The sequence below is a fragment of the Acinetobacter sp. ANC 4173 genome (assembly GCF_004331255.1).
Taxonomy (GTDB): domain Bacteria; phylum Pseudomonadota; class Gammaproteobacteria; order Pseudomonadales; family Moraxellaceae; genus Acinetobacter.
In genome coordinates this window covers 98,552-110,935 of record NZ_SJOF01000015.1, presented here as the reverse complement: position 1 = coordinate 110,935, position 12,384 = coordinate 98,552, and the positions used below count along the sequence as shown (strand labels likewise).

Sequence of the window (12,384 nt, the reverse complement as noted above, 5' to 3'; positions counted from 1 at the left end):
CTGCTGACGGTTCTGCTGACGGTTCTGCTGACGGTTCTGCTGACGGTTTTGCTGACGGTTCTGCTGACGGTTCTGAGGGTCGAATGTAAATGTCATAGTAGCGGGTGATTTTGTATATGCGCCAAGACCATCATGGTTAAAAGTGAATTCTAGTTGCCAATTTTTAATCTTGGCAGAGAAGCACAAAGTTGTTGTTTGGGGGGTATTACAACAGGTGAGTCTACATTCTCTTATTTATATTCACTAAGGCTTTTTAACTTTTATTATTTCTGTTGTTAATGCGTAGTAGCTCCTTTCACTCAAATTGATTTTACTTAACTTATCGCGATTCATAGACCAGTTACGATTAGGCAGAAATCAAATGCCAACGCCGAATTTTTCGTTCCAAACTTTTCATGAATTCCTTTAGTGCCGATATGAGTTCTTCCTTTCGATCTATATCAGTTAGATCCGTAAGCAGATCAACGCTATGACTACTTTTAGGCGCTAGACCTGTCAATATCATCCTACATTCCTTGAATTTAATGCCTTCTTTATAGAGGTGATTCAACATCACTGTTGTAGCTTGAACCGACTCGGTGATACTGTCCGTTGGTTCAGGAAAAGTATAAGAGGCTGTTTATTGAAAAGGGAACATTTGGATCAAATGGATTGGATTGCACAAAAGCCACGATACAGCCACAGAGCAATTCACCTGCATGTAGTCTGGAACGAACATTCTGGTCGTCAGACGTAGATTAATCCGAAACATAATAAATAAACACCATAAATCTATGTATGGGACAGACTTTTTGGATACATCAGTTGATTAATATTCAGCAAGTTGTATCACTAACAGGCTTATCTAAATTAACGATCTATTCAATGAAAGATAAGAAATCAGCATATTCCGATCCTAATTTCCCGAAGCGTATTAAGATTTCAAAGAATCGTGTTTGTTGGTCTATTTGGGAAATTAATCAGTGGATTGAAGCAACGATGGTGGTTCGTTAAAGATTGTGGGCTCCGACTACCTAAGTTTTAGGTATTTTGGATAAAGCATATTTCAAAAATCTGAATTAATGTATTTAAATTACCATAAAAACCTTCAATATTGGCTTGAATCCATTGTTGTTGAGAGTCAATGAGAGACCAATCAATACCATAACCACAATGAGCAATCAGATGCTCAAAGAAAATCCGTTGTGTGCGTCCATTACCTTCACGGAATGGGTGTATGACATTAAGCTCACAATACAAGTCAGCAAGTTGAGGAATTAGTTGTTGTGGCGCTAAGCCTTGAAAATACTTTTTTTCTTGAAGTGGTTTAAGTAATTTATTGGTTTCAATTTCAATACTGGAAAAATTACAAAAACGGGTGTCACCTTTGGAAATATCGATTTGTCTTAATTTTCCTGCCCAGTCGTATAAGTCGCTAAAAAGCTGTGTATGAATTGATTTTAAGTATTTTAAGTCGTAGGGTGGTTCAGCATATTCAATTAGGCTGCTCGCCAATCCAGAGAGTTCCAGTTCGGCTTGCTCTAAAATACGTTCATCGCGGATATTGAGTTTGTTCTTTAGGGTGTTTGTGCCAGGGTAACAATATAGGCTATCACCCATTTCCCCATATTTATCCATACATGCACCTGACTAAGATTCGGGTTGCGAATACTTATTATATTTTTGCAAGATTTCAGCTTTACTCTGTTGGGTTGTTTGAGCTGTCGTTGTAATGCCTTCAAGCTTTAGGCTGGCTTGATAGTTTTGCGCGCGTGTCGCTTGGATATATTTTTTTTTCTGTTCAGTGGTTCTGAGCATTTCTAACCTCCTCTGATGTTACATGTGAAGTAAGTATAGCAGAGAATCTTTTGATCAATGCCTTGCACATAATATTTCAAAATAGAATGCAACAGTATTATTTCATGTAATAACAGAAAACTAAAAAAAAGTGGAAGAATTTCTAGAATTTAGACTACCTTTAATAATAAAACTCTATGTATTTGTTGATAATTGTAATTTTGAGAAAATTTTGTTGATAAATTAAATGAATTTTCATATACAAAGATATGCTCATTTTTTATATCGATAAAAATGTTAAAATTTGACTATTTAGTAAAAAATATAGAGAATTTTATGGGGCAATTTATCTTGCCTTTTTGCTTTGACCGACAAAATGTTCAACTTGAGATAGTAAAAATCAACTCAGAATTACTGAAAATCAAAAAGATCAAACAAAGTCAGAAAGTCGTAGTACAAGCAAAGTTCAAAATAATTTATGTGAGAATCTGGCAGAAAATCTTGTTATTGATGCAAATGGAATCAGGCTTACGTGTGCATTCTAATTATGTTGCAATCTTACAGTTGATACAAAATCTGGATTATTTTATCGAAAAATCACAGCAACATTCATGCTTTGAGAGAAAAGTCCAAAAAGAGTTAGATGCAAAATTTTTTGCTCGATTTTTTAAGCTGACAAAGAATTCAATAAAAGATCAACTCATACCAAATTGTGCCGATATAAATGAATTTTACACATACAACTCGATAAAAAATTTAATTGAAAATGAATATGCAAATGACTGAACGAGAAAAGCAATTTTTAGAATTAGCAGAAAAATTTCAACAAGATTATTGTCTGCTACGTGATGAAGTTGTGAATACACAATTTGCTGATATATCCAGTGATTTACATAAAAAAGTTCATGCGCTATATGAGATGGCACAACAGATATATGGCTATATAGGCAGTACTAGACAAATTGGTAAGTATTTTTTTCTAGCTGCTTTAAGTTTTTTTGCATCTCCGGATACTAGTAATACGCAAAATTTAACGTCTCAACGTTATCTGATTCTGCAAGCAAGTTTTTTAACTTATCGACATTATCAAGATTTTTCAAAAATTCCTAAAGGTGAGAATAAGAAAAAACAGGTCTGTGATCTCTTACGTTATGTATCACGATATGTGCTGCATTCTAGTAATGCTGAATTATTTGAAGAATGCAGTAAGTTATTAAATCGTTATGTCATGTACGAACTTAGCTTGAAAAAGGTGGATCGCAATCAACTTTTTAATATTAAAGATTTTCAAGAAACACAAGTAATAGAATATTTATCGACACTATTGATCATATTTATACGACTAGATAAAGGTCGTGTTGTTCTTCGTCAACGTAAGTCAAAAAAAGGTAAAGCTTTAAAATGGCCAACTCAAAACGAAGTCAGAATATTTCGTGAAATAAAATCAGGTAAGCAAGAAGAGATTGGATATAACGCAAAAATCAATTTTCATGATGCCTCTCTTCATAAAGATGAAGATGGTGAAGTTGATCTATTAGACGCTGAAGTGGAGTTGTATTCGGAAGATGAAAAGGCTAAAAAATTTAATCATATAATTAGTGATTATGTTGCGCATTACACGCGTCATCGCCAACGCCGGCATGCTCCATTTATTACAAATCCTCATTATTTAGCGCCGGACGTACTGAAGCAAATTGTATATGTACTTAGAGCTGAATTATCTGGAAACTGGAAAGATGCTGCAATAGCTGCTGCATGTTTATTATCACTGTTGACAGGATTATCTCCTATTGCACTGATGAATTTTAACGAGCTTATTCAAGATGGAATTTTGATTCAAAAAGGTTCAAGAAAACGACGGGAATATTTACTCAATTTAGATTTAAAAATTTCAGAGCAGAAAATACAGCGTCTAAATCATGTGCGATGGAATGAAGAGATGTCGCATCAACTACATCTACCTGCGGCATGGTTTGACTACATCGAGCAAGGAGCTAATCCATCTATATCTTCAGCTTATATTAATACCAAGCTTAAGAAATGGCTTGATAGTCAGTTTGTGGGTTCGATCACCGTTGAAAAACTTCAAGCACAATTATATTTTCATATATGTTACGAAACATTTAATGAATATCTTGCACATGTGATCGCGGGCCGGGATAGTCAGCATCATATGCCAGGTATTTTTTATGGCGGGCTTCCAAAGGCTCAACTCGACACAACATATTTATGTTATTTAGAATCAGTGCTTACACTGCATTCAGCTCAATTTACAGAAGACACAGCAGAACTTAAAATATTACAACAACAATTTAAAGTGAGACCCGTATCTGTAGGACGGATAGGGAGCCAACTGGCATTTAACCCCAATTTTGTGGAAGAACAGTTTGCAATTTTACATAGACATTGCCAAGAAAGTATTCAAAAAGATCAACATATCATTAATCAACTGAATGCATATGCCTGCTGGATGTGGCATGTTAGCTTGCTAAGCTTGACCAGACGGCCGAACAAAAATCTGTTGGGTGATTTGGACGATTATTGCTTTGAGCTTAAAATTTTATATGTAAACGACAAAAATAATAGCAAGGCAAGAAAGGATGGTCGTTTTATTCCGTTAACTGATTTTTTCATCAAATCATTGCAAAATTACACTGTATTTTTAAAACAAATAATCGAAGCGTATGGTTCATATCTAAAACAAGTATTTGCCAAGAAAACAATTACTATCCATGACTTATTTGGAAAGGTTATTGATAGTAAAGATATCTTGCCGATGACTGCTAGACAGTGGCAGAGTAGGAAAATTAAGTTAATCCCATTATCGAGGGGCTGGGTGAATGCCTATATGCAAGGGATCTTTCCAAAAAATATGTATTCGAATTGGTTACGTCATTTTGATATGAATTTTTTGATGCATGAGCAGCAAGAGGGTAAACCATCATTAGCATTTCATTTAATTCAAGCCCTTTATGGTCATGACCAACGCGACCGCGAGGCGTTTCACCCTCATTCTTCAGTTATTCCGAATGTATATGTACAACAAGTCCGTCAGCAGCTTCAAGAGAATATTAAATCTTTATCAATTCAACACTTAGAGCGAAAATAGTTGTATGCAAGAAATTAAAAAACTAATAAATACGCAACAAGATAAGCTATTTGTTGATATTGAGGAATTGGTGAATGAGTCGCTAGATAGACAACTTTCTTCACCTGAAGTACTGCCACAAGATGTGCAAAACGAACTTGATCAGCAGATCAGGAAAAAATGGCACGAGCTTAAAGATGGTGTTGAATATTTGAGTCGTAAATTGAGCCGAGCTGAACAATCCAAGCTGATGCAATTTACTGAAAATGAATTTAAGAAAAGAAGAAAGCAAGTCAACCTGACGCAGCTAAATGCAAAACCATACAAAATAAAGCTAATTCCAAATACAAAGCGTATTGTGCTTCCTCGAAAAATTGAAAGTACGGAGTCACGGTTAAAACAGGGGCAGTTACATGCACAGGTTCTCAATGAGTTGAAACGATATTGGAAAGATTCACTTGAATATTGGGATGATTATCAAAGTTTATGGGGGAATTTATGCTTAAGTTTGATCTATATTTCAGGCTGTGCGGACGAACAGCATCTGATTGTCATCCAGAAGCAATTGCAGGAGGCTATTGAATTTGATACAGATTTGAATTGTTTACGTTTATATCATTCCCGCTACAAAAAGATCACGAATCCATTGTTACTGCACTATCGTGTTGAAAACTCCCAATACGGTAATGACGTAGAACAGCAGAAGTTATACCAGTGGAGGCATGTCTTTTTAAATCCATATGCTCAGTTAATCTTGCAATATTTGAAAAGATTGAAAGCGACTGATAAAGAATATCGTCTGCAAGCATCAATACATGATTGTATTTTAGAAAGCCTGAATAAAATGAGCCCAAACAAAAGTTTGGGAGATTTAAAATATCAATTTAAACGTCGTGGCTTTCGTGCATTTAATGATGTGCATATGGTGCTCGAGTTTAATCCAAAACTCAGTTTAGATATTTTTTTGAGTAATGTGCTACAACAAGAGATTCATACTGTTTCTTTAAGACCATCTGAATCAAGCTTGCTGTGGAGTCACAAGCGTGATCAAGTCGTTGAACCAGTCAATCAAACTATTCAATTTGAGCAAGAGCAGTTACATATTGAAGTTCCTACAGTTCATCGTAAATTACAAACGATTCCGTACGAGTTGATGTTGTTTGATCAAAAAAAGAGTAGAGCTAAAAAAGTTGAACGTTTACATAAAAAGAAGAACAGAGAAGAGCGTACGATTCGTCATTGGAAAGAAACACAGAGTGCTCTAGAGCAGAAGATGCATGATGCTAATACTGATGAAAGATTTTTAATCGAGGCGCAACTACGCTTAATTCAATGGTTATTACATTTGAAAAATAAAGGACTTCAATTATCAACCATTGAAAGCTATTTAGGATCTTTTGGTAAAGAATTTATATTTGAAATTTGGCTCAATAAATTAGATTTAAAGCAACAATCTAGTGATGATTATGAAGATTTGTATCGGCAGCTGTTGAACTACAGTAGTGAGCGTGATGAAAAAGCAACTCAACGTGAATCAGTGAAAGGAAAAACCTCTAAGAAGATGCATCAAACCGCACAATACCGTTTTGGGCGTCTGAAAGATTTTCATAAATTTTGCCAAGAGCACTATGATGCGCCAGAGGTATTGGTATTACAGAATTCAAATTTTAAACATTTACAAATTTGCAATGCACGCTTAGTGAGTCCTTCGTTATTTGGTAAGCTGCTGGAACAATTAGAAAACTTAAGCCAAGAACCAACAGCATCAGAATGGGGCGATCATCTGAGTTGTTTAAAGTTGATGTATTTATTGAGTTATAGAACTGGACTTCGATTAAATGAAGTCCGTTGTCTTAAAATACAAGATGTTATCTGTCCAGAATTACTCTTTAAAGAGGGTAAAAGTTCAATTTTTAATAATATCACGCTTCATATCCGAGACAATTCGTATCGTCGTTTGAAGTCGCAAAGTGCAAATCGTCAAATACCATTGAAAATTGCGTTGTCATATCATGAATTTTTAGTAGTACAACATTACATCCAACATCGATATAAGCAGTATATGACCGATCATCAAGATGACCTACTTTTTAGTGTGAATCAACGTGTATTAACTGATCAATGTATTAGTAAAATTACAGTAGATTTGTTTAATCGAATATTGGGTATACACCATGGTTTTAGTTTTCACACACTGCGTCATAGTGCAGCGAACTATCTAGCAATAACGTTGCTTGGGTCAAAAGAAATGGTCCATACGTATACTGATTGCGGTTGGGGAAAAGCAAAAAAGATGCGGGATTTATTGTTCGGTGAAAAAGCGCGGTCTGATGAAGAAATCATCCAACATAAGTGGCAGGTGCTTGCTGCATGGATCGGGCATAGCAGTATTGAACAGACGGCTTCAAATTACCTTCATGTTTTGGATTTATTAGCAGTCGATCGAATTTATAATTCGCCGTGTATTATTTCAAAAAATGTTCTAGAACGGTGTTTTGGCCAAGTGAACTTAAGGATAGAAGATATTGACTTAAGTCGTTATATCCAACAGCAGAAATGGTTTGATTTTTATCATCAGCAAACACAGCCATTCACGATGGCTGACCAACAAGAAAAGAAGTTTAGTATCGAGAATAGTACTCTGACACCTTATCAACGTTTGATAAATTTTAGCGATGGCCGTTTAAGCAAGGATACCCAAGCTCAAGTATGGCTGCAGCGATGTCAATTGATGTGTACTAAATGGATGAACCCCCAAAAATATAACTTAAAAGTTGAAAATATTGAGAGAGAGATTATAGATGAAAGTTGGTTTGAGGATCTTCACAATAAAGCCATGAGATTGACTCGTTCCCATGGACGGAATACTTTCCTTGATTTGTACGATAAAGAAGAGACGAGGCCTGAAATATATCAAAAAAATAACACGGTTGATGCTCTAAAAATATTATTACACTTTGGTAAGTTACGTAAGAATTTTTTGCATTTTGTATGTCGAGATCAAGATGATGAGCAACGAATTAGAATTTTTATTGCTGGAATGAAGCCAATATTAGGAGAAGAGCTAAATTTAGGCAAACAAAATTATCCAGTTAATATGAATGCACCTGAGCGAACAGTTCAATTCAGTTTTCAAAGAATAGACTCTAATAAAAATGTGACTGTTCTGGTTTTATTTAATCTAATGTTAAAAATTATGCAGGAAGATGAACTTTGGATTAAATAGCCTAAGCTAACTAAAAGATATTTTTTAAAAATTTCTTTTAGTTATAAGTAAACAGCTTTGTTGCTCAAACCAATCCATGACGACTTATTCAGCAATATATTTTCCAAATGAATAAACCGATACCTAAAGTCTACCGTACAACGAATTGGTGCTCTTACACAATCGAGGAAACATACCGATATGGTAAGCTCAACCACAAGGTAAACACAGACTAAATCAAACCTATTCTAATGCAGCTAGGGCAAATTTAATCTTCAAATCTTTGTGTGAATTGTCACTTAAATTTTAGTTTTTTAGGGAAGCCTTAATTCTTCTATGTTTATGCAATAAATCCTAAGATTTTGATATTTAGTGTAAAAACTAAATATGTATTCTTGACATAATTGGTTTAAATAAAGATTCATTCGTCCAAATTTCACTGAGTCACTGAACATATTTTATAAGGGTAATAATCGGTTAGAAATCACACTTTTCATGACCATCGTGGATGTAAGTCGTTGAACTCCCGGAAGAGCAGAAAGTTTTTCATCATATAGTTTTTGAAAACTAGTTAAATCGCTCACTATCACATGTAATAAATAATCAGGATCTCCAAATAAACGCTGTGCTTGAATGATGTGAGGAATATCAAGAATAGCTTCCTCAAAATGAGTAATGGTTTTTTTGTCTCCATCCTTCATAGTCACAAATACAATCGTCGAAAAATTCAGCCCAATACGACTAGCTTCGAGTTGAGCACAATATCCTTTTATTATCCCAGACTCCTCTAAAGTCCGAAGTCTTCGATGACATGGTGAAAGACTCAAGCCTACTTTTTCTGCCAATTCTGTAATGGATAAACGCCCATTAGATTGCAATTCCGCAAGAATCTTTCTATCTATCTTATCCATTTGGAAAAATCTTCCATTTAAATTGAGTTATGAGGAACTATTTGAAAGCACATTCTAAATCTTAAGGCTTATTCTTTCCAGCTTGTAAGATGGGATGATTTTTTAATTTATGACATTTAATACACTTATCGCTTTTTGGAGTATATCCATTCTTTTTGTAATCACTCCGGGTGCTGATTGGGCATATGCGATTTCAGCTGGAATTAGAGGCAGAGTTTTACCAGCTATTTCTGGGTTACTGCTTGGCCATTTTATAGCGACTCTTGTAGTTGCTGCGGGTGTAGGGGCACTTGTTGCGAGTCAACCTATAGCCCTTATGGTGCTCACGATTATTGGATCACTTTATTTATTATGGATGGGGATTGGTTTATCTCTTTATCCAGCAACTATATCTAGTGAAAATAACCTAAACCTAGATGCTAATAAACAAGGGTGGAACTGGGTTGTTAAAGGATTTGGGGTAAGTGGACTAAACCCAAAAGTCTTTCTGTTATTCCTAGCATTATTACCTCAGTTTATTCATTCATCTGCATCGTGGTCTATTTCTACACAAATTATTTCTTTGGGATTAATCCATATTCTTAGCTGTGCCGTAGTTTATATTTTAGTAGGTTTTAGCGCCCAAATCTTATTAAAAACGCGTCCACGCTTAGCACAGATTGTTAGCCAAATTTCAGGAGGCTTAATGGTTTTAATCGCCATTATTTTAATCATAGATCAGGTTAAACATTACAGTTTTGGATAAGCGCAAAAAATTTAATAGATGAAATCGTGAGGAAAAATCATGCAACAAGTTACATTACAGACATTAAAAAAGATGAAAAAGGATGGAGACAAAATCGCAGTTTTAACTTGCTATGATTCAACTTTTTCCAAAATTTCAAATCAAGCTGGCATTGATGCTTTGCTTGTTGGGGATACTCTAGGAATGGTTTTACAAGGTCACGATAGTACTTTACCTGTAACAATTGAACATATGGCATATCACACAGCATGTGTTAAAAAAGGGAATAACCAAGCATTTATCATCTCTGATTTACCTTTTATGACTTACTCTTTACCTGAGCAAGCGTTAAAAAATGCGGGTGTATTGATGCAGGCAGGCGCTCATATGGTTAAGCTGGAAGGTGATATCTGGCTTTGTGACACCATTACCCGCCTAACAAAAAATGGGATTCCTGTGTGTGCACATATCGGTTTAACACCTCAAGCAGTCAATGTACTAGGAGGATTTAAAGTACAAGGTAGAACAGCAGAAAAAGCCAAGCAGTTATTAGAATCGGCTAAGAAATTAGAAGAATCTGGCGCAGCAATGTTGTTATTAGAATGTGTACCATCCAATTTGGCTGAAAAAATTACCAAGGCTGTAGATATTCCCGTTATCGGTATTGGTGCTGGAGCAGAAACAGATGCTCAAGTCTTAGTATTACATGATATGTTGGGGCTCAATGAAAAAACAGCCAAGTTTGTTCGTAATTTTATGGAAGGACAATTGACTGTACAAGATGCTATAAAGTCGTACGTACTGGCTGTTAAAGATGGTTCATTTCCAAGTGAAAAGCATCAATATATTTACTAATTTTTCAGTCTTTAATTTAAGCATTTTTCTATAGTTATAATTTATACCAAAACATCAAATACAAAAACCCTGATAGGGTGTCAGGGTTTTTGTTGCATATTCTGCGGATACTAAATTTTGATGTATTTAAAGTAAAGAAAATATTGTGTCGATATGTCTAATTTAGATCTTTTAGCCAATTAAAGATGAGAGATACCAGTACCTTAGGTTGTTCAATCGGAATCATATGACCAGTATTATCGATTGTCTCTAAACGAGCATTTAGAATTTGATCATTTAACTCGATTGCTTCCTCAGTTGAGCGAACCTGATCTTGAGCACCAGATATAATCAAGGTTGGGCATTTAATTTTACTCATGTCATATACATTTCTGTTGAGCATGGATTGCTTAACAAATGCGTCATAGCCCAATTTTTTGCCCATTTCCTGAATTCTTTTTACAAGAAATTTATTGTTCGTATTTGATGGATGTAGTGTTTTTAAAATAGAAATCGAACTTAAGCCACGAAATTTTTCTTTAGAATTCAGTTTAATCGCAGCTAATTTATGTTCTTTTTGCTGCTGACTATCTGGACGCATTGAAGAAGCAATCAGTATAAGGCCTGCAACTCTTTCAGGAAATTGTTCAGCTAAAGATCTTGCAATATATCCGCCTAATGAAAAACCAATGACGATAAATTTTTGTGGAGCATTTTGAGCAATGTTTTGAGCAATCTCTGCGATGGTTTCACCTTTCGATAAATTTGCTCTTAACGTATTCCACTCTTTAGGCATTTCATCAACCACTTCATCCCAAAGCGATTCATCCAACATAAAACCCGGAATTAAGACCACAGATACCTGATTCTCATTCATTGAAATCATTTTTTACTGTCCTCATTCGCAAACTGTATATTATGAGCAACTTCCATGATTTTAGATCGTAGCCAACACTGGGCAGGTGTAGCATCATTACGACGGTGCCAATACATTGACCAGTTAAACTTATCACTATCAAAAGGAAGTTCTTTATAAATGAGTTTTCGACCTGCTTTTTTGACCAGATGTTCTGACATGACCGATATCATTGATGAATGTCTTAATAGTTGAGGCACAACTAACCAGTGAGGGGTATTCACAGAAACATTTCTGAAACGACCTAATTTCGATAATGCTGTGTCAACATAACGACCATCAATTGGGCTCATTGAAACCTTTAAATGTTCTTGTGCTAAAAAGTTTTCTAAAGTGAGTTTCTCTTTGCTTAAAGGATGGGTTTCAGACATGACACAGACCATACGATCTTGAAACAAGTCTTCTGACTTGATGGTGCTGGAGTGATTTAAATCCATACTGATGGCTAAATCGATTTGGTCGTTTTCTAATGCCAAAATGGTATCAATAGGGGAGATATGGGTAATGTCTAATCGGATTTTAGGTGCTTCTTTTTCTAAAATTTTAAATAGACCGGGCAATAACAAATATTCTAAAACATCGGACATCCGCAGTCTTAATTGCATCGTAGACTGGTAAGGGTCAAAAAACATTGCTGATTCAAGTAATCTTTCTGCCTGATGTAAAATTTGGCGAACAGGCTCAATGAGTTCTAAGGCACGCGGCGTTGCTTCCATTCCTTGTGAGGTACGAATCAGCAGATCGTCTTGTAATAAATAACGTAAGCGCTTTAATGCATTACTCATGGCAGGTTGGCTTAAGCAAACCTTTGCAGCGGCACGGGTCACATGCCTTTCTGTCAGCAAAGCATCTAGTGCAACTAACAAATTCAGATCTATTGTTCTTAGATTCACGAGATTTAAATCTAACCACTATTTGTTTTATGAATTT

General features: G+C 35.3%; 11 protein-coding genes and 1 pseudogene. 7 read left to right on the top strand and 5 right to left on the bottom strand.

Annotated elements, in window-relative coordinates; genetic code table 11:
- Window positions 1-777: 777 nt before the first annotated feature.
- On the top strand, window positions 778-993 hold the full coding sequence (locus E0H94_RS15700; RefSeq protein ID WP_413773023.1) for a helix-turn-helix transcriptional regulator: 216 nt from the start codon (window positions 778-780) through the stop codon (window positions 991-993).
- Between the two features lie 27 nt (window positions 994-1,020).
- On the opposite strand, the gene E0H94_RS15695 is transcribed toward E0H94_RS15700, so the two are convergent.
- Window positions 1,021-1,617, bottom strand: coding sequence for a putative adenosine monophosphate-protein transferase Fic (locus E0H94_RS15695; protein ID WP_131327354.1), 597 nt, complete (start codon window positions 1,615-1,617; stop codon window positions 1,021-1,023).
- A gap of 12 nt (window positions 1,618-1,629) precedes the next feature.
- Window positions 1,630-1,797, bottom strand: coding sequence for a YhfG family protein (locus tag E0H94_RS15690; protein WP_131327353.1), 168 nt, complete (start codon window positions 1,795-1,797; stop codon window positions 1,630-1,632).
- Window positions 1,798-2,070: 273 nt separating this feature from the next.
- Here E0H94_RS15690 and E0H94_RS15685 point away from each other — a divergent pair, with 273 nt between their 5' ends.
- From E0H94_RS15685 to E0H94_RS18780, 4 genes and pseudogenes are all read left to right on the top strand, one after another.
- Complete coding sequence (locus tag E0H94_RS15685) at window positions 2,071-2,562, top strand: hypothetical protein (RefSeq protein WP_227548658.1); 492 nt, start codon at window positions 2,071-2,073, stop codon at window positions 2,560-2,562.
- Entirely contained in the window at window positions 2,549-4,885 is a 2,337-nt protein-coding gene (locus tag E0H94_RS15680) for a hypothetical protein (protein ID WP_131327352.1), read from the top strand. The genes E0H94_RS15685 and E0H94_RS15680 overlap by 14 nt, the downstream gene beginning before the upstream one ends.
- A 4-nt stretch (window positions 4,886-4,889) precedes the next feature.
- Window positions 4,890-8,090 (top strand): site-specific integrase, encoded by a 3,201-nt coding sequence (locus E0H94_RS15675; RefSeq protein WP_131327351.1) that lies wholly within the window; start codon window positions 4,890-4,892, stop codon window positions 8,088-8,090.
- A gap of 107 nt (window positions 8,091-8,197) precedes the next feature.
- Window positions 8,198-8,373 (top strand): annotated as a pseudogene (locus E0H94_RS18780) (IS5/IS1182 family transposase); the annotation flags it as partial.
- A gap of 154 nt (window positions 8,374-8,527) precedes the next feature.
- Here E0H94_RS18780 and E0H94_RS15670 read toward each other — a convergent pair.
- Window positions 8,528-8,980, bottom strand: coding sequence for an Lrp/AsnC family transcriptional regulator (locus E0H94_RS15670; protein ID WP_131327350.1), 453 nt, complete (start codon window positions 8,978-8,980; stop codon window positions 8,528-8,530).
- Window positions 8,981-9,089: 109 nt separating this feature from the next.
- On the opposite strand from E0H94_RS15670, the gene E0H94_RS15665 reads away from it, so the two are divergent.
- Entirely contained in the window at window positions 9,090-9,725 is a 636-nt protein-coding gene (locus tag E0H94_RS15665; protein ID WP_131327349.1) for a LysE family translocator, read from the top strand.
- A gap of 39 nt (window positions 9,726-9,764) precedes the next feature.
- Window positions 9,765-10,559 (top strand): 3-methyl-2-oxobutanoate hydroxymethyltransferase, encoded by a 795-nt coding sequence (panB, locus tag E0H94_RS15660; protein ID WP_131327348.1) that lies wholly within the window; start codon window positions 9,765-9,767, stop codon window positions 10,557-10,559.
- 157 nt (window positions 10,560-10,716) lie between these two features.
- Here panB and E0H94_RS15655 read toward each other — a convergent pair whose 3' ends face one another.
- Window positions 10,717-11,415 (bottom strand): alpha/beta fold hydrolase, encoded by a 699-nt coding sequence (locus E0H94_RS15655; protein ID WP_131327362.1) that lies wholly within the window; start codon window positions 11,413-11,415, stop codon window positions 10,717-10,719.
- 5 nt (window positions 11,416-11,420) lie between these two features.
- The gene (locus E0H94_RS15650) at window positions 11,421-12,320 is read right to left on the bottom strand and encodes a LysR family transcriptional regulator (RefSeq protein WP_264757564.1); all 900 of its coding nucleotides are present in this window, start codon (window positions 12,318-12,320) and stop codon (window positions 11,421-11,423) included.
- Window positions 12,321-12,384 lie beyond the last annotated feature (64 nt).

What these genes read in the sequence shown, in the direction of transcription:
- E0H94_RS15700 (WP_413773023.1), top strand. Translation starts at nt 778, where the DNA reads ATGGGACAGACTTTTTGGATACATCAGTTGATTAATATTCAGCAAGTT.
- E0H94_RS15695 (WP_131327354.1), bottom strand. Translation starts at nt 1,617, where the DNA reads ATGGATAAATATGGGGAAATGGGTGATAGCCTATATTGTTACCCTGGC.
- E0H94_RS15690 (WP_131327353.1), bottom strand. Translation starts at nt 1,797, where the DNA reads ATGCTCAGAACCACTGAACAGAAAAAAAAATATATCCAAGCGACACGC.
- E0H94_RS15685 (WP_227548658.1), top strand. Translation starts at nt 2,071, where the DNA reads ATGTTAAAATTTGACTATTTAGTAAAAAATATAGAGAATTTTATGGGG.
- E0H94_RS15680 (WP_131327352.1), top strand. Translation starts at nt 2,549, where the DNA reads ATGCAAATGACTGAACGAGAAAAGCAATTTTTAGAATTAGCAGAAAAA.
- E0H94_RS15675 (WP_131327351.1), top strand. Translation starts at nt 4,890, where the DNA reads ATGCAAGAAATTAAAAAACTAATAAATACGCAACAAGATAAGCTATTT.
- E0H94_RS15670 (WP_131327350.1), bottom strand. Translation starts at nt 8,980, where the DNA reads ATGGATAAGATAGATAGAAAGATTCTTGCGGAATTGCAATCTAATGGG.
- E0H94_RS15665 (WP_131327349.1), top strand. Translation starts at nt 9,090, where the DNA reads ATGACATTTAATACACTTATCGCTTTTTGGAGTATATCCATTCTTTTT.
- panB (WP_131327348.1), top strand. Translation starts at nt 9,765, where the DNA reads ATGCAACAAGTTACATTACAGACATTAAAAAAGATGAAAAAGGATGGA.
- E0H94_RS15655 (WP_131327362.1), bottom strand. Translation starts at nt 11,415, where the DNA reads ATGAATGAGAATCAGGTATCTGTGGTCTTAATTCCGGGTTTTATGTTG.